Source organism: Aquiflexum balticum DSM 16537 (assembly GCF_900176595.1).
GTDB classification, from domain to species: Bacteria; Bacteroidota; Bacteroidia; order Cytophagales; family Cyclobacteriaceae; genus Aquiflexum; species Aquiflexum balticum.
In genome coordinates, this window is the sequence record NZ_LT838813.1 from 4,328,324 (window position 1) to 4,345,312 (window position 16,989).

A 16,989-nucleotide genomic window follows, 5' to 3' on the forward strand; every position below is an offset into this window, starting at 1 on the left:
TTGCTAATGCGCTATAGTGATCGGGTTTTCTTCAATTAGGTCATATTTCACTTCGTCTCCTTGAAACAAAGGATCTTTGCCTGTTCCTTTATTAACATCCTTCCAGTTTTTTACTACTTTTTTTACCCCGATAGGATAAATTGTCAAGGATTTATTGTCCAAATGTAATCTTAGAAAATTCTTGTAATCCTCTCCCAAAAAAGAGGAAGAAGCCTCTGTGATGTGATTGTTCAGGAAATTGCCACTGACTAGTAGGTACAGCCCAAAAAGTACCCCGCTCAAAATTCCGCCAAAAACAATCATTTCACCTGAAAACCATAAGACTTGTTCCATCCCGTCTATCTCCATTCCTCTTGTAAAAAGATTATACCTGGAAAAAACCCAGACTAGAATATAAAAATTGGCGACATGCAACAATCCATGTATGGCACCTGCAATATAATTCCAATTGCCTTTGCCGGATTTGACATCTGTAAAAACCATTAGACCTCCGAACAATAAGAGGTTCAGGGCCAAAACTGAGGGAATATGGCTTAAGGTATTACCGATTAAGGTTACATATTCCCAAAATCCATCATCGAATAATGAAATTTTCATTGCCTCCTCCATAAATGTCGCACTGTCACTTTTGGTGCCTACCTGTAGTAACCAGGCATTGAAAAGATGGAAAATACCAAAAAACAAAAGCATGGTCACATTATAAAATGGAAAAAGTAAATTCTTAAAGCCCAAAATCTTGGAATCGCTCTTGGATGGGAAAGTAGCTATCAAATTGGCATTGTAACCCTCAGCTGCATTGATTTCTTTTTTAAGGGTATGCGTAGTATGCATAAACGCCCCGCCACCACCGGCAGTAATCAAATGGCATTTTTTGTTAATAATACCATTTTCTACATAATGAGAATAATGGTGTAAGTCGCCTGTGAGAATGGTAGTGATCTGAATACTTTCGTTTTTCCCACCATAAAAGCATTCTGGATCTTCTAGATGGGTTTTACCAAATATTATCTTATCAATAAAAAATTTGAAGCGGTCATGGGAAGTACTTTTTTGGCTGAATGACTTGTACACCCAAGAAGGTTCAGCTGTTACCAAAATTATCTTATCATTTGCCTTGATGTCTTCTTTGGCAATTTTTTTGAAATAATTCAACTGGGGAATGTCAATATCCGCATTCAATTGAATATCAATTCCCAATAACCAATAATTATGAGGTAATTTCAAAGCGAAATAACTCCTCGACTGTTGGGTTCTCCAATTGCCCAAAGATCTTTTTTGGAGGAAAACTTTGATGAAATTGGTCAGTCCATCATACCAATCATGATTGCCGGGAATTGCAAATAAATGCGGGGGATCAGGATCATTTCTGTTTCCAGGAAAAGCTGCATGATATGGCCCCTGTAAGCGATTTCTATATTCATGCATCTCAGGGGTGGGATATACTTCATCTCCGCCCATAATCAATAATTTGCCTCGTTTGATTTTTTCACCCTTGATTTCAAGATGATCTTTGGCAAGAAGATGGGCCATAGTATAGGTAGGATTAAATCCGTCACCTAAATCAGAAATGAAATCAATCCAAATATCCTCTCTTTCCGAATAGTCCAAATAACCCATTTCCGGATCTAGGGCAGCCTGCATTTCCCTCCGATCTGCAAAGTTTCCAAAAACTGACGATACCATGGTTTTCATCCCTGTTGAACCCAATTGCTTGGGGTCATACCAGTTTACCATTGGTTTTTTCTCAAATTTCATAAGCAATAAAGTTTTTAATGACTGAAAGATATTTCTTTATACCGCCTTTTCTTGGCAAAACACTTGTTAATGTACTGTAATATAAAGATTTAAATCGGTCCAATATGGATTGATATAAAATGCTGTCGACTTTTAATTTACTATTTTCATCATACAATCGAAAAGATATCTGCTTAAAACTTAAGCCAAGAAGAATCTCCCAATAAGTGGTTAGTATTATAGAACATTCCATTGTATGCAAATTGGAATCAATCAAAATCTGTGACTTGATAATTAATAAATTTCCTTCCTTTACCTTTGAGTTTGAAATTTGATTGCGGAATGTCGGAATATCCTCATTTCCATTCTTCAAAATAAGACTTGAATAAGATTCAAGAAGGTTAAAACCTTGAAATTCAGCAAATCTAAAAAAAACGGCAAATTTAATTTTTTGCAATTTTGAACCCCATTCAACATTTCCGCTAAATATCGCACGGAAGCTGTAGATATACTGAGACTCTTGGTTTGCAGTACTGGAAACATCCATTTTTTCCCCTTCCAAAGGCCTTTTATCCAAGTATTCCTTCGCTTGGGCATAACCCATATTGATCAGTTCTCTTGCATTAATTTTATTCATAAAAAAATCAGGATCTAGGGGCAATGCAATTTTCGATTTGAATACAAAGAGCTTTATAAAATCAATTGAATTTTCATTCCCTGACTTTTTTTTGGTGTTTTTGCTGATGAGTTCAATTTGTTTAAATTCTTCCAAAAGTCCCCCACTTGCACTCATTTCGATCATATGTACATATTGGTGAAAGGCACCTTGAAGATATGTGGGGCTGTTTCCAATTGCCCAAACCAACCAAAGCTCATTTGCACCTTGGCTGACTGCCTCCATCAGGTTGGCATCTTTGATCCAAACTGCATCTGTGTACCATGATTCTCCTATTTGGATGGCCGGCATAAAAATGGGAAGGGAAATACCTGCTATCAAATGGTCCTCCGACACCCATTCATTGGGGATCGCTTCGATTGATTTAGTAGAAAAATTGCAGACGTTGAATGTTGTTTTGACTCTTTTATTCGAATTGATCTTCTCGATGTTTATACCCAGATGCGGAAAAACTTTCGTCCTGATATTATCTGCATCAGCAAATCCCTTCATTTTAAAAGGCCTGAGGTAACTTTTTGCATTTTTTCCGGAGACAAAGTTCATTAATTTCAAAGACCTCCATCTCTTGGCAATCTCTTTTGGTTCCAAACCGCTTGCCAGCATACCTGCATTGAAAATTCCTCCGGATGTCCCATCAAGGTGATCAAATTCAATCCCTTCTTCTTGAAGTGCCATTAACACACCTGCCTGATAGGCTACTCTTAGCCCCCCTCCTGCTAAAATTAAAGACCTTTTAATTTTCATTTGGGATTAAGGGTTTTAATATAATATAGAAACAATAAGCCTGAGAAAAGGTCGAAAATAGCTACACCGGAAGCTAACCAGGAGAACAAGCCACTAAGAACCCCAATTCCAACAGCTACAAATGCCCCAAGTTTTTGCATGGCACACCAAAAAACCACAATGGTGCTAGTTTGAGTACTGTAAATTGTATGCAGCATCAAACTTCCGAACAATGCCATAAACATCCCAACAATGCCAAATAAGTGGTTTGAAATTGGTAATACCTCTGCCCCAATTATTTTCAGAACAAATGCAGGTATAAAAACCTGAAAAAGGCCAGATATGATGGTAATGACAGAAATGGAAACTACGATGAGCGTTAGGTTTTTTTTCATGGGATGAATACAAATTTTCTTTTGCTATTTCTTTTTGGCTTTGGCAATAAAAAAATACATGGTTATTCCCCACATTATTGTCAATATAATCCAACGTAAATCATTGAGATACATCCACTCATTCAGTAATTCCTGAAGTGTAGCTTCATCGCTTACACCATCAATAAAATGGTTGTTTATCTTTTCGATATAAGCCTGCTGAATAATGACAGGTGCCAATAGTCCGGGAATCCAAGCAATTGGAACCCACATCAGAGAGGTTTTCCATTCACTGATAAGCATGATTACGAGACAGACTGCCATAATAGGAATAGTTATAAAAAAGAATTGGGTAGCAAGGGTTGTTTGTGGAATAATCGCATCATAATAATTCTCCAGATTTAAGGTTGATGGATAATTGGGAAACCAGAAAAAGTGAAGAGACCAGAACATTCCGAGATATATAGACGCACAGAAGAAAATATATGCATTGCTGAGATCTACAATTGTTTGCTTGATAGGATTCATAGTGCAGGGAGGGTTTAGATTAGTGGTTATCGGATTTTGTATTTTTCGTATTCGGTAATAGAGGGATCCGGAAGCCAGTCCTCTCCAAGTCCAAGGTCTATGATACTTTCCAATCCTTCCGGCATTTCCTTTGGAAGCTCATCATAAGTCATAAACCAGGATTCAAAATGATCATCAAGGATACCTGTGGTTTTTGGCATAAATACTGTAAAAAATGGATCCGGATTGATATCTATATCCTTAAGGAAAGAAACATTGGGATGGTCACCTATATATAAGTTGGCTTTAGCTTTTCCAAATAAATTGATCCCTGCTTTGGTATCAAAATAAATGTATGAAGCCATGAGCATGTTTCTAAATCTACAATAATTGGTAGCTCCGACTTTCAATCTAATTGAAGGACTTTTAGGTCTTTCAATCTCAATTCTGAAAGCAAACTGTCCATCTTTTTCATATTGGCTGCTTATGGTTGTCTCTGTAATCTTAAAATCCAAGTTGGCAATATGCTTGGGCATGCCCCATATTCCTTTTCCACCTTTTACAGATACTTCCGAGCTTACCGGTAAATCAAGGATAAATTGGCCTGTCCCATATTTTTTGAGCATCATGGAATTAAGGATACGGGGCGCGGGTTTGGCACCTTTGGTACAACCTATTGCAATGCTGTATTCAATATATTTGCCGATACTGGTTTCCACATAGTCTATTACAGTGATCAAAAGCGCAGCTTTTCCATTTGGCAATTTCAAGGCATGAATTTCATTTCCTGGTAGCAGTGCATTGGCTTTTTCCCAGTCACAGGTAAATCCCGCCATTATCGCCGGTGAATTACGAGCACTGACGGGCATTTGATAAGGTATTCCATCTACCAGAGCGTATCTGCCCTCATATTGTTTGATCCTTTTAGGTGGCATAATTTTTTCATATTAAGGCTTGTTTAGTTCAGCAATCATAAGCGGAAATACATCTATATGGGAATTTTTGCCAAAAAACACATCCAAATGGCTATACTCTTCCAATAGATACAACCGGTGGACTCCAGGATCCAACCTCTCTAAGTACTCAAAAGTGTTTTTTTGACTTTCAGGGAGAAAACAAAGGTTTTTTATCCCTCCGAACAGAGCAATTCTTGCATCGGTATTGAAATCTTCAGGGGCATAAGAAGTCCCGTTTTTTTTATTTTTTGGAACCAAAACACCTTTGTTTATACATGCCCTGATATGCTTAAAAAATGACAAAGGAACTTCCGCAAACTCATGCTGAATCCATTCTTTGGTTTCATCATTTAAATTCTTCAAAAGCCATAATGCCGGAAAACCTGATCCATAGGTAAAGCTGACAAATTTCCCTACCATTGTATCATCCTCAGGATGTGTAACTTTCACCAGTTTCCTAAGTATTTTGGTTTTAAAATCAGGTGCTTCCATGCCCCATTGGGGATTGAGGTAATCAAACAATGTATTTACAATAGGTACCAAGAATTTCAATTTAAATACCGACCATTTTGGAACAACTGGATGAAGAGAAACGGCATTACTGATGATGGTTTTGACTTCGGGTACCAATCCCATAGAAACAGAAATCATAAAACTGGTACTACCCTGACAATGAATGATAGCTTTGATTTCCTTATACCCTGTCAATTCCACGATTTTTTTGACGGCTGCAGGATGGTCATTTTTAGCTACCACATCCAAGTCCCATTCATTGGGTTCCAAATCAATGCTTGCTCTCCAGTTTTCCAGCCAGACGTCATATCCATCTTCTGCCAAGAACTGAATGATATTTTTATCAGTTGGGGCATTAAAAATATTTGCCCTAACCCCTGCCCCATGCACCAATAAAACCGGTCCTTTGGTAGGAGGATTATTGGATTTGAAATGCCAAAGATTCAATGGAAATCCATCCAATGCTTTAAAGTCTATAATTTCAAATTTATCCATCATATAATTTTAAAAACCACCATTAAATTAATATAAAAAATTGTTTATTGCTTGAGATACCTTCTTTAATATTTAAGTGGATCTAAAAAACCAAGATCAAAATTTAAGGATTTTGAAGAGTAAATCCTTATTTTTCCACACATTTTTAAGTCCTCACGGGCTAAATGGTTAAACAGCTATGGGTGATTTCCTGCTTGTTTTGCTCAAAGATCAAAAAGAGTTAAACTAACAATTTATTTTTAAAATGATTTTACAGGCAATAAAAAATATTTCACATATTATATTTTGTATTGTAAGTATTTTTGCAAAAATAATTTGGATATAAATTTATTTTTACCTTATTTTCAATCAGTTAATTCACCCAACAATATTGAAATTTAGTCACCCTCTAATATCAATAACTGCATGAAAAAATTATTGAAAAGCCTCTTTGCTTTTATGATTCTGGTTAGTATAACAGGTTACCCTCAATTATCAATTGCACAATCCTTGGCCCCTTTTCCGGCAAAGTATTCTTTTGTGAATGAATTAGAAAAAAGTAATTTATCCTTAGAGGGAATCAGTATAAACGAGATTCTTATCCCATCTGCAAACAGTCAATATTCAAAAGCCGATCTTATTCCGATTCCTTTTGAGAATATTTCAAACACACTTGGAAATCTTGGATTTGAAAAAAAGCATCTGTTAATGGTAAGCATTTTTTTATCAGTATTTTTTCTTGTTTTGTCACATAAAAACAGGTTCGAAACTGAGATCTATGAATTCTATCACAGGAGCGAATCTGGAGCCGTTCTATTTGAAAATATTGAAATGGCAAAGTCACATGAATTTAAAAGTTATTTGTCCAAACTCTTAAAAGTTTTTGGCCTGATAGCAGTATTTACAAGTCTAGTTTTGGTTATTTTTTAATGTAAAGGAATTGTTCAATTGTCAGGGATTGTAATAATACTTTGAAAGGTTATATTTTTTTATCATAATTGGTGGAAAGGCTTACTGTAGAAATACAGTAGCCTTTTTTCCTTTATATACCTTTCCTTCCATTATTTAATTGAGAATTGTTTTCAGTATTTTTTATCTTACAAACCTTGCTCTTATATTTAAATCTGATTTCAAACAAAAAACCTATGACCAGAAAAATAAATGCAGCCATTGTTGGGACCGGCTTTATAGGTCCTGCCCACCTGGAAGCACTTAGAAGGCTCCCAAATGTAGATGTTGTTGCTCTTTGTGAAGTAAATATTGAATTGGCAAAAGAAAAGGCTGAAATTCTAGGAATTCCCAATGCCTATACTTTTGAGGAAATGCTTCAAAGACCGGAAATTGATGTGGTACATATTTGCACACCCAACTTCCTGCATTTTTCCCAATCAAAAGCAGCGTTATTGGCAGGAAAGCATGTAGTGTGCGAAAAACCACTGGCCACCAAAATTGAAGAAGCTATTGAATTGGTTGCCCTGGCAAAAGAAAAGGGATTGGTGAATGCTGTTCATTTCAATTTGCGTTATTATCCCATGGTGCGTCAAATGAAAACCATGAGAGAAAAAGGTGATTTGGGAGAAATTTACAGTATCATGGGATCTTATCTTCAGGATTGGCTTTTTCTACAGACAGACTATAACTGGAGACTGGAACCCGATAAATCCGGTGACTCCAGGGCGATTGCAGATATCGGCTCTCATTTATTGGATTTGACAGAGTATGTAACCGGTCTTAAAGTGACAGAAGTTATGTCAGATTTTTCTACTGTCCACAAAACCAGACTAAAGCCACTAAAAGCCATTGAGACATATTCTGATTCAAAACTTAATAAGGAAGACTACCAGGAAGTACCCATAAATACAGAAGATCATGCTACAGTGATGTTGCGTTTTGACAATGGCAATAAAGGTTCAGTTACAGTCTCACAAGTCAATGCCGGACGTAAAAACAGATTGAACATTGAAATTGCAGGTTCCAAAGCCAATTTTGAGTGGTGTTCTGAGCGACCCAATGAAATGTGGATAGGGAAAAGAGAAACAGCCAATCAACATCTCATGAAAGATCCTTCCTTATTTACCAAAGAAGCTGCCGGACTGATCAGTTTTCCCGGAGGACACAATGAAGGTTTTCCGGATACTTCCAAACAAATGTTCAAAGAAGTATATGCAGCCGTTCGGGAAGGTAAACAACCGGAAAAACCATCCTTCCCAACTTTCAAGGATGGAATGAGGGAATTGTTAATTTGTGAAAGAATCATCGAAAGCCACAGAAAACAAGCATGGGTGAAGATTTAAAATCTGATTTCACAACCAATAATTATATTTTGAGTTAATCTTATCAAACAAAAAATCAAATAACCATGAAAAACAAGATTTTTGCAAAGGTCAGTATCATGACAATGACCTTTGCCTTAATAGCTGCATTGGCTATTGCGCAAGACGATAAGCCAAGTCCTGCCAGAACTGCAGAAGGCACAATCAAAGGTGCCAAAATCACCATCAATTACAGCAGTCCTGCTGTCAAGGGCCGGGTCATTTGGGGAGATTTGGTTCCGCTTGGACAAGTTTGGCGAGCAGGTGCTAATGATGCAACTACATTCGAAACTTCAAAAGACATTAAAGTTCAAGGAAAAACCTTACCAGCCGGAAAATATTCCATTTTCATTATTCCTAATGAGGGTGAGTCCACTTTGATTTTCAATAAAGTCGCCAAACAATGGGGTGCATATTCCTATGATGAGAGTCAGGATGCACTCCGTGTTAGCATCCCTTCCAATATGGGAGACAAACTGGAGGAACGGTTGGTTTATGAAGTGAAATCTGATGGAGTAGAAATGCGATGGGAGTATTACAAAAGTTTTGCAAAAATTGAATAATACATTATCTGAATAATTAGCAACCACTGATTCTTTTCAGAATCAGTGGTTTTTTGTTTTTAAACCATAATTCATTGAACATCAACCCAAAAACATTTGATCTCCCTATCGTGGAAATCATTGATGAGGTAAAAGGGAAACTGGCAGAATCCAATACACTCATAGTCAATGCTCCTCCCGGTGCAGGGAAAAGTACTTTGTTGCCCCTTACCCTATTGGATGAACCATTTTTGAAAGGGAAAAAAATTCTGATGCTCGAACCGAGAAGGTTGGCAGCCAAAACCATAGCCTGGAGAATGGCCGATTTATTGGGAGAAAAAACAGGAGAGACCATCGGATACAGGATCAGGTTTGAAAATCAGATTTCTGAACTGACCCGCTTGGAAGTTCTTACCGAAGGTATACTGACCCGGATGCTTCATTATGACAATGCCTTGGAAAATGTAGGGCTGGTTATTTTTGATGAATTTCATGAGAGGAACATCCATGCGGATGTTGCCATGGCACTTTGCAGGGAAGTACAGCAGGTTTTAAGACCAAATCTGAGGATTTTGGTGATGTCTGCGACTTTGGACATGCCGCAGCTTCAGGTTTTGTTGAATGCACCTGCCATAAAAAGTGAGGGTAAAATTTATCCTGTGGAGTTTCATTATACTGGAGATTTTGATTTGTTTCTAATGCCCGAAATGGTAGCCAACACCGTGATCAATGCAGCTAAAAACCAACTAGGTGATATCTTGGTTTTTTTGCCCGGGCAAGGAGAAATAAAAAAAACAGAGGCAATTTTAAAAAAGCATCTAGCTGAATTCGCCATTCACCCACTTTATGGACAATTGAATCCTGTAGCTCAGCATCAGGCTCTTTTCCCAAATAAAAAGGGTAAAAGAAAGGTGGTTTTGGCCACATCCATAGCTGAGACGAGTCTGACAATTGAAGGAGTTTCTATCGTTGTGGATTGCGGATTTGGGAGAACTTCAAAGTTTAATCCCCGAACAGGCTTATCAAAATTGGAGACCATAAGGATTTCAAAGGATTCAGCTGATCAGAGGGCCGGCAGGGCCGGTCGATTAGGCCCAGGACATTGTTACAGGATGTGGTCATCCTTCACACAGTCACAAATGGCAGCATATAGGACGCCTGAAATTCTGGAAGCTGACCTTGCATTTTTGGTTCTTGATATGGCCATATGGGGAAATAAAAATATCAAAGAGCTGACTTGGCTTACTCCCCCACCATTGGGAACCGTTTCTCAAGCAATGGACTTGTTGCATGAAATCAACGTCCTGGAAAATGGGAAATTAACCGCCCATGGTGAAAAGGTTCATCAGATTCCTGCCCATCCAAGAATAGCACATATGCTGATTATAGCGCAAGAAATGGGGAAAGCAGCATTAGCGACCGATATAGCGGCTCTTTTGGAAGAAAGAGATCCATTAGAATCGGACATAGGCGTCGACATCAATTTGAGAATTGAAGGGCTTAGAAGAGCAAGAAGGGAAAATCTATCTATAAAAGGATTCAATAAAATTGAAAAGGTTTGTAGACAATATAGGAAAATGTTAAAAGTCGAGACGGACAACAGTACTGTAGATGCATTTGATACAGGATTGCTGATTGCTTATGCTTACCCTGAGAGAATCGCAAGTGCAAGGCCGGGTAATAATGCACAGTTTCAGATGGCAAACGGAAAGATTGCCATGATGGGTCATAAGGATGACCTGGCTGATGAATCCTGGATTGCGATATCACACGTGGATGCAAGAGATGGAATTGGGAAGATTTTTATGGCTTCTCCTTTGGACCCTAAGGATTTACTGCCCATGATAAAGGAAAAAAGAATCGTAAAATGGGACAAAAAAGATGGTGAATTAAAAACCCAAAAAAACATCTGTATTGGATCAATAATACTCAAATCAGTTCCCATAACTGATGTTTCTAAAGAAGAAGTTTTTCAGGCAATTTTATCAGAATTAAAATCAGAAGGTCATCTGATGTTGAATTTCAATGATGAGGTACAGCAACTTCAAAACAGGGTCAATTCCTTAAAGGGATGGAATCCAGACCAGAATTGGCCTGATTTCAATACAGCTGCACTTTTGGAAAATGCAGCGCTTTGGCTCGGCCCATACCTTGATGGTGTCAAAAATGAGGAGGACTTGTTTAAACTTGATCTGGAAAATATTCTTTTTCATTTCCTTGATTTTGATAAACAAATATTACTGGAAGAACTTGCCCCTTCGAAAATTGAAGTGCCAAGTGGAAGTCATGTCAAAATAACTTACCACAAAGATGCAGGTACTCCGGTATTGGCCGTTAGGCTTCAGGAAGTGTTTGGTTGGTTGGAAAGCCCAAAAATCAACAATGGCAAACAGTCCCTGTTACTGCATCTGTTGTCCCCGGGTTTTAAACCGGTTCAAGTGACTTCAGATTTGAAAAGTTTTTGGTCCAATGCCTATTTTGAAGTAAAAAAGGAATTAAAAAGAAGGTATCCAAAACATTTTTGGCCTGAAGATCCATTACAGGCCAAAGGAGTGAAGGGAGTCAAACCAAAATCAAAGGAATAAATGTGAGGTTGACTTATTTCTTATGAATTCTATAAAGGTTGGACTATTTATTTTAAATGAATTGTGCAAATCTTTTCTTTTGAAATAATGAAAAACTACTACAATAAATTTCTTTGATGTACCTAAAGGGTATTTGTCGCCATTTTTTTAATCAATTAATCCAATCGAATTGAAACTTCAAAAATCCCTGCAATCCATTAAGAAAACCAATTTTTAGACGCCGTGGGTTTAAGGTAAATTCAATCAATAAATGGTTTTAGAATTGGCGTTCTTTTCGAAAGAAAGGGATCTGATTTTCACTTAAACATTGTCCGATGAAAGATTTTGCCCTTATAACCGGAGCGAGTCAGGGATTGGGAAAATCCTTTGTTTTGGAATGTGCCAAAAGAAAAATGGATATACTGATGGTATCCCTTCCCAAATCAGGACTATCTGAACTTAAAGAATTTATAGAAGAGAATTTCGGTGTTTTTATTGATTGTTTGGAAGTTGATTTAACAGATCCTAATAGCAGTTCTGCACTGATTGAATATGTTAAATGTAAAGAATACCCGGTTTCCTTACTGATCAACAATGCTGGCTTAGGCGGGAATTTTTATTTCGGGTTGGAAGATTTTTCCCTGTTTGATCGGATGATTCAACTGAATATTAAGGCCTTGACACAGATTACCCATGGAATGATTCCCATTTTGGAAAAAAGACAAGCTTCCTATATTCTAAATGTCAGCAGTATGTCCATACATTTTGCCGGCCCTTACAAACAAGTGTATGGTGCTACCAAATCATTCATTTTTTACTTCTCCAACAGTCTCTCTATTGAACTTGCAGAAAAAAACATCCATGTTAGTGTTCTTTGCCCGGCCGGAATTAATTCGAATCAAAAGATGATTAAAATCCATGAACAATGTAATTTTTTTCAAAAGATTTCAATATTGGATCCTGATGAAGTCGCTGAGTATTCCATTAAAAAAACATTGGAAGGAAAAACCGTAATCATTCCTGGAAAAATAGTCAACCTATATTTTTTATTTTCAAAATTGATACCTTCAAGTATCAAAAGATGGATGATAAACTCAACAAATCAGAGATTGATTCGGTCACAGAATACTTTAAAGGAAATTCAAAAAATTTAAATCAGATTTAAAGGTTGTCCAAGTAGTCAAGCAAATTCAGGAAACAGGCTACCGTAAAAGGTGTCACCTGCATCTCTTCCATTTTTGTTAAGTATAAATCCCTTACCTCTTTATACCTCTTTGGATTATAAAGCTTGGCAAGTGCAATTCCTCTAGAAGAGCGATAAGTGAAATTTTGTGTAACTATATTTCTATCGGGATCTTCATTGAAAAATCTTTCAAGATTCTTACCGTTTGAAAATTTATCCATCCATGGGAACCCATTTTTAATCATGAAATTTTCGACTTTTTCAATGACCGGTGCAATTTCAAGGTCATTCTCCAAGAAATATCTGCGGGGCATTTTTTCGTCTATTCTGTCCATAGTTTCGATCAGGGTTATACTACGGTCCTTATAATCTCCAAGTGTGGGTAGGAATTTATGGATGATTGACTCTACCTCGTCAAATCTAACACCTAAATGATATTCAAAATAAAGAGAATCGTTGAATTGTGTATGATGGAAGAATATAATTTGTTTCCCTTCTTGGAAATCTTTAGAATAAAGTAATTTTTTTGGCTCTAAGTGGAAGCCAAAATCTGTTAGAAAATTTTCATGGAGCAATACCATCTCGTTGATTTTCATAGACTTTTTTGTTTAATATTATAATTAACGAATGAAAATTTTTATAATGTATTCTTATTCAGTTATTTTTTGTTAATGAACATCCATTTAATAAACAACCTCAAATGTCAATACTTAATTATGCATCGGAAATGCTATCGTTGGAATTTATGAAATGGTATTAATTTTAATCTTCATTAACTCGAATAAAACAGGTCAGGAATTACCAATTAGTATTTTTCTGTATGTAAATTACAAATATTAAGCCACTTTTAACATATTGACTAAAAAAAATTTATGTTTTGGAGAAAAATAAATCGAAATTCAGCCCAAAAGCTTATCAATACCTACCAAAAAAATGAATTTAGTCTTGCGCTTGATAAGAAAAAAAGGACCATAACTTTCTATGGCTCAAATGATGACAAAATTTTTAAAATCAGATTTGCCATAAATGTGGATTTTGATCAAGAAAGCAGAAAAATTGTTGAATTAGATTTTCAGAACCATATAATTTTGATAATTAAATCAGGAATTGCTTCGATTGCCTTTTTTGAAAACCGACAATTGATTGACCATAAAGTCTTTAGAGCCTATATGGTACGCAAAAAACAAGGTAAAAGTCAAATCAAATATTTAAAGACAAAAGGAAAATCAAGGGCCGGTTCTCGGGTAAGGTTACAGGAAACCATTGATTTTTTTGAAAACATCAATCAAAGATTGCTGGGGTATTTTAATGAATACCGAATAGACACGATTGCTTTTAGTTGTTCTCAAACCCTAATTCCTTATTTTTTTCAAAGCAAAACCTTGACTCCATTTGACAAAAAGGATGACAGGATTTATAAAATACCAAAACATATAGATTCAGGAACACATGAAAACCTAATGGCGGTGAACAGTCAGCTTTTTGAGTGTTATTTATATGTTTATGAGGAAGAAAATCCGGACTTGAATCATTCAGATCAAAATGATGAATTTGATCCAGATGAAGGTAAAGAGGAAAACTGGTAATTTGAGAAAAACATAGTTTGGAATAATATTTGATAAACACTGGATATTGTTCCTCTTTACCATGAAAAATTATTCAAAAGCCGTTCTTCTCTTTTCAATACTTATGATAAGTTTTCAGGTAAAAGCCCAAAGATATGGAACTGCAGTAGGGATAAGAACCGGAAACAACAATTACAGCAGAACATTTGGGATTTCGGGACAACAAAGAATTTTTAAGCATCTAACAATAGAAGGGATTCTACAGTCTGATTTTGATAGGAATACTATCGCACACCTGTTGTTAGAAAGCCATAAGCCAATTATTTCAAAAAGATTTAATATTTATTATGGCGCTGGTGTATCCAAGGGTTGGGAAGAGAGCTTTGTAAAAGACAAAGAAACAAATCAGATACTTCATACTTATGGAAATTCCACTACCGGAATTGATATAATTGGCGGAGTAGAGTTGACTTTGGCTAATATGGTGGTATCACTGGATTACAAACCAAACATCAACTTGGTGGGCAGAGAAGAATTTTTTAGAGGACAGGTCGGTATATCTGCCAGAATGGTTTTAGTTAAAAGTAAAGAGCAAGATAAAAAAAGAAGAAAAAAGGCAAGAGCCAAAAGAAAACGGGATAGAGAACCTTTAGGCCAAAAACTCAAAAAGACCTTCAATTTCAACTCAAAATAGCATAGGATTTTCAGGGGCCTCTTGGCATGGGCAAATGCAAAATATTTGAATTGGTTATTTTTTTTCCGCTTAAATAAAAGTATCAAGCTTTTATAGGAATATTATCTAAAATAGGGTTCAACAAATTTTATCCTCCATGAAAGCTTTCAAAATCATAGCATTGCTGTTGCTCCTGACTGTCTCCGGTCATAGTTGGGCACAGGAAAAGAATATCCTAGAACAACTTCTGGAAATCGCCATTGTAGACCAAAAGGTGATGATGCCAATGAGAGATGGAGTCAGATTGGCTACTGATATCTACAGACCAAAAACTGACAATCCTGTACCTATCATCTTTTCAAAGACTCCATATAATTTCAACTCCTACCGGGATGGGGAGTTGGTAAGCAGAACAATGCAAACCGCATTAGAGGCAGTAAAAAGAGGGTATGCTTATGTGGTACAAAATGAACGCGGGAGGTTCTTTTCAGAAGGAGAATGGGATATTTTGGGCATACCCATTACTGACGGCTATGACGCCTTTACCTGGATGGCCGACCAAACCTGGAGTAATGGCAAAATAGGTACGATAGGCTGTTCCTCTACTGCGGAATGGCAAATGGCCGTTGCTGCGCTTAACCATCCTGCACATGCTGCTATGGTGCCCCAGGGATATGGTGCTGGTGTTGGAAGAATTGGAAAATATTTTGAGCAGGGAAACTGGTACCGAGGCGGTGCCGGTCAGATGCTGTTTACGGCATGGCTTTATGGTACACAGCATGACCCCATGGCGCCAAAGCTTCCTGAAGGAATTTCGCAGGAAGATTTATTGAGATTGCAGAAGTTTTATGATATGGCACCTAGATATCCGAGAGTAGACTGGAAAGAGGGTTTAAGTCATTTACCTGTTCAGGATATTATCCGAAATGTAGATGGTCCAAAGGGAATATATGAAGAAATGATCACCCGGAAACCCAATTCTCCGGAGTGGTATGAAGGTGGCCTTTTCCATGATGATATGGATTTTGAGAAACCTTCTTTCTGGTTTGTGTCCTGGTATGATGTTTCATCCAGTCCCAATTTGGCTTTATATAACCATGTCAGAGAAAATGCCAAAGACCCCAAAGTTAGGGACAATCAGTTTCTGGTCATTGCCCCTACCCTGCACTGTTCATTTACACGAGCTACAGAAAATACCATTGTAGGTGAAAGAAGCATGGGAGATGCAAGATTGCCCTACAATGATATGACTTATGCTTGGTTTGACTATTGGCTAAAAGGTGAATCCAACAATGTCACTAAGGAAATGCCAAAGGTTACTTATTTTACCATGGGTGCCAACAAGTGGCAATATTCAGATACCTGGCCACCTAAGGAAGCTCAGATGGTCACCTATTTTTTGGATAGTAAAGGAAATGCCAATTCCAGGCTTGGAGATGGTAAATTGGTCACATCAAGACCCGGTAAAGATAATCCCGATACTTTCAAATACGATCCTATGGACCCGGTGAATTCTTATGGTGGCAACGTTTGCTGTACAGGAAATGCCGTACAGGGAGGTTCATTTGACCAACAGGAGATGGAATTGAGAAAGGATATCTTGGTCTACACTTCAGAAGAATTGACAGAAGGTGTTGAAGTAAGCGGGTTTATTGAGTCTAAGCTTTTTCTTTCTTCTGATGTCAAAGACACTGACCTTACCATCAAACTTATTGATGTCTATCCAGATGGAACAGCCTACAACCTGGATGAAACCATCCAAAGAGTGAGGTATAGAGAAGGATATGAAAAAGAAGTATTTATGGAAAGCGGAAAAGTCTATGAAGTCAATATGACCCCTATGTCAACTTCCAACTATTTTGAAAAAGGCCATAAAATCAGAATTGAAGTATCCTCTTCCAACTTCCCCCGATTTGATAGAAACATGAATACAGGAGGTAATAATTATGATGAAACTGAAGGAGTGATAGCTACCAATTCTATACACCATTCCAGAAACTATCCAAGTAGTGTTAGTTTGCCTTTTGTTAAAAAATAAATGATAAAGTCATGCCATGACTCAAAGTTATGGCATGACTTTATCAACCTATCTTCCATGAACAAACATCTATATTGGGCAGGAATTCTGACAGCCTTTATCGCTTTGACACATGTGGCCATGGTAATTGGAGGAGCTAAATGGTATTGATTTTT

At 37.0% G+C, this 16,989-nt stretch carries 15 protein-coding genes; 8 read left to right on the forward strand and 7 right to left on the reverse strand.

Annotation, left to right across the window (positions count from 1 at the left end; translation table 11 throughout):
* Nucleotides 1-3: 3 nt before the first annotated feature.
* Genes B9A52_RS18270 through B9A52_RS18295 form a run of 6 tightly spaced genes read right to left on the reverse strand, consistent with a single transcriptional unit; the run spans nt 4 to nt 5,981 of the window.
* Nucleotides 4-1,755, reverse strand: coding sequence for a metallophosphoesterase (locus tag B9A52_RS18270; RefSeq protein WP_084121821.1), 1,752 nt, complete (start codon nt 1,753-1,755; stop codon nt 4-6).
* Complete coding sequence (locus B9A52_RS18275; protein WP_084121822.1) at nt 1,745-3,154, reverse strand: patatin-like phospholipase family protein; 1,410 nt, start codon at nt 3,152-3,154, stop codon at nt 1,745-1,747. Before B9A52_RS18275 ends, B9A52_RS18270 begins: the two co-directional genes overlap by 11 nt.
* Nucleotides 3,151-3,528, reverse strand: coding sequence for a patatin (locus B9A52_RS18280; RefSeq protein ID WP_084121823.1), 378 nt, complete (start codon nt 3,526-3,528; stop codon nt 3,151-3,153). Before B9A52_RS18280 ends, B9A52_RS18275 begins: the two co-directional genes overlap by 4 nt.
* A gap of 24 nt (nt 3,529-3,552) precedes the next feature.
* Complete coding sequence (locus tag B9A52_RS18285) at nt 3,553-4,035, reverse strand: hypothetical protein (RefSeq protein WP_084121824.1); 483 nt, start codon at nt 4,033-4,035, stop codon at nt 3,553-3,555.
* 26 nt (nt 4,036-4,061) lie between these two features.
* Entirely contained in the window at nt 4,062-4,949 is an 888-nt protein-coding gene (locus B9A52_RS18290; RefSeq protein WP_084121825.1) for an acetoacetate decarboxylase family protein, read from the reverse strand.
* Between the two features lie 12 nt (nt 4,950-4,961).
* Nucleotides 4,962-5,981 (reverse strand): esterase/lipase family protein, encoded by a 1,020-nt coding sequence (locus tag B9A52_RS18295; protein ID WP_084121826.1) that lies wholly within the window; start codon nt 5,979-5,981, stop codon nt 4,962-4,964.
* Nucleotides 5,982-6,497: 516 nt separating this feature from the next.
* Between B9A52_RS18295 and B9A52_RS18300 the strand changes: the two genes are divergently transcribed.
* The 5 genes from B9A52_RS18300 to B9A52_RS18320 all read left to right on the forward strand — a co-directional run bounded on the left by B9A52_RS18300 (nt 6,498) and on the right by B9A52_RS18320 (nt 12,529).
* A complete protein-coding gene (locus B9A52_RS18300) occupies nt 6,498-6,887 on the forward strand; it encodes a hypothetical protein (RefSeq protein ID WP_172805242.1) in 390 nt (129 codons plus the stop codon).
* Between the two features lie 215 nt (nt 6,888-7,102).
* Nucleotides 7,103-8,251: a Gfo/Idh/MocA family protein gene (locus tag B9A52_RS18305; RefSeq protein ID WP_084121828.1), complete on the forward strand. Its 1,149-nt coding sequence runs from the start codon at nt 7,103-7,105 to the stop codon at nt 8,249-8,251.
* Nucleotides 8,252-8,316: 65 nt separating this feature from the next.
* A complete protein-coding gene (locus B9A52_RS18310) occupies nt 8,317-8,832 on the forward strand; it encodes a DUF2911 domain-containing protein (RefSeq protein ID WP_084121829.1) in 516 nt (171 codons plus the stop codon).
* Nucleotides 8,833-8,906: 74 nt separating this feature from the next.
* A complete protein-coding gene (gene hrpB, locus B9A52_RS18315) occupies nt 8,907-11,396 on the forward strand; it encodes an ATP-dependent helicase HrpB (RefSeq protein ID WP_084123590.1) in 2,490 nt (829 codons plus the stop codon).
* Between the two features lie 314 nt (nt 11,397-11,710).
* Nucleotides 11,711-12,529 (forward strand): SDR family NAD(P)-dependent oxidoreductase, encoded by an 819-nt coding sequence (locus tag B9A52_RS18320; RefSeq protein WP_084121830.1) that lies wholly within the window; start codon nt 11,711-11,713, stop codon nt 12,527-12,529.
* A gap of 7 nt (nt 12,530-12,536) precedes the next feature.
* On the opposite strand, the gene B9A52_RS18325 is transcribed toward B9A52_RS18320, so the two are convergent.
* Nucleotides 12,537-13,154 (reverse strand): hypothetical protein, encoded by a 618-nt coding sequence (locus B9A52_RS18325; RefSeq protein ID WP_084121831.1) that lies wholly within the window; start codon nt 13,152-13,154, stop codon nt 12,537-12,539.
* 276 nt (nt 13,155-13,430) lie between these two features.
* On the opposite strand from B9A52_RS18325, the gene B9A52_RS18330 reads away from it, so the two are divergent.
* The 3 genes from B9A52_RS18330 (at nt 13,431) to B9A52_RS18340 (ending at nt 16,834) form a co-directional block, all read left to right on the forward strand.
* Nucleotides 13,431-14,144: a hypothetical protein gene (locus B9A52_RS18330; protein ID WP_084121832.1), complete on the forward strand. Its 714-nt coding sequence runs from the start codon at nt 13,431-13,433 to the stop codon at nt 14,142-14,144.
* 103 nt (nt 14,145-14,247) lie between these two features.
* Nucleotides 14,248-14,817: a hypothetical protein gene (locus tag B9A52_RS18335; RefSeq protein WP_231955310.1), complete on the forward strand. Its 570-nt coding sequence runs from the start codon at nt 14,248-14,250 to the stop codon at nt 14,815-14,817.
* A gap of 136 nt (nt 14,818-14,953) precedes the next feature.
* Nucleotides 14,954-16,834, forward strand: a complete 1,881-nt coding sequence (locus B9A52_RS18340; protein WP_084121834.1) for a CocE/NonD family hydrolase — start codon at nt 14,954-14,956, stop codon at nt 16,832-16,834.
* The last annotated feature ends 155 nt before the right edge of the window (nt 16,835-16,989 follow it).

Bases quoted from the DNA above. Each gene is read 5' to 3' on its own strand.
- B9A52_RS18310 (WP_084121829.1), top strand. From the start codon at position 8,317: ATGAAAAACAAGATTTTTGCAAAGGTCAGTATCATGACAATGACCTTT.
- B9A52_RS18305 (WP_084121828.1), top strand. From the start codon at position 7,103: ATGACCAGAAAAATAAATGCAGCCATTGTTGGGACCGGCTTTATAGGT.
- B9A52_RS18330 (WP_084121832.1), top strand. From the start codon at position 13,431: ATGTTTTGGAGAAAAATAAATCGAAATTCAGCCCAAAAGCTTATCAAT.
- B9A52_RS18295 (WP_084121826.1), bottom strand. From the start codon at position 5,981: ATGATGGATAAATTTGAAATTATAGACTTTAAAGCATTGGATGGATTT.
- B9A52_RS18335 (WP_231955310.1), top strand. From the start codon at position 14,248: ATGATAAGTTTTCAGGTAAAAGCCCAAAGATATGGAACTGCAGTAGGG.
- B9A52_RS18325 (WP_084121831.1), bottom strand. From the start codon at position 13,154: ATGAAAATCAACGAGATGGTATTGCTCCATGAAAATTTTCTAACAGAT.
- B9A52_RS18320 (WP_084121830.1), top strand. From the start codon at position 11,711: ATGAAAGATTTTGCCCTTATAACCGGAGCGAGTCAGGGATTGGGAAAA.
- B9A52_RS18275 (WP_084121822.1), bottom strand. From the start codon at position 3,154: ATGAAAATTAAAAGGTCTTTAATTTTAGCAGGAGGGGGGCTAAGAGTA.
- B9A52_RS18270 (WP_084121821.1), bottom strand. From the start codon at position 1,755: ATGAAATTTGAGAAAAAACCAATGGTAAACTGGTATGACCCCAAGCAA.
- B9A52_RS18280 (WP_084121823.1), bottom strand. From the start codon at position 3,528: ATGAAAAAAAACCTAACGCTCATCGTAGTTTCCATTTCTGTCATTACC.
- B9A52_RS18340 (WP_084121834.1), top strand. From the start codon at position 14,954: ATGAAAGCTTTCAAAATCATAGCATTGCTGTTGCTCCTGACTGTCTCC.
- B9A52_RS18290 (WP_084121825.1), bottom strand. From the start codon at position 4,949: ATGCCACCTAAAAGGATCAAACAATATGAGGGCAGATACGCTCTGGTA.
- B9A52_RS18285 (WP_084121824.1), bottom strand. From the start codon at position 4,035: ATGAATCCTATCAAGCAAACAATTGTAGATCTCAGCAATGCATATATT.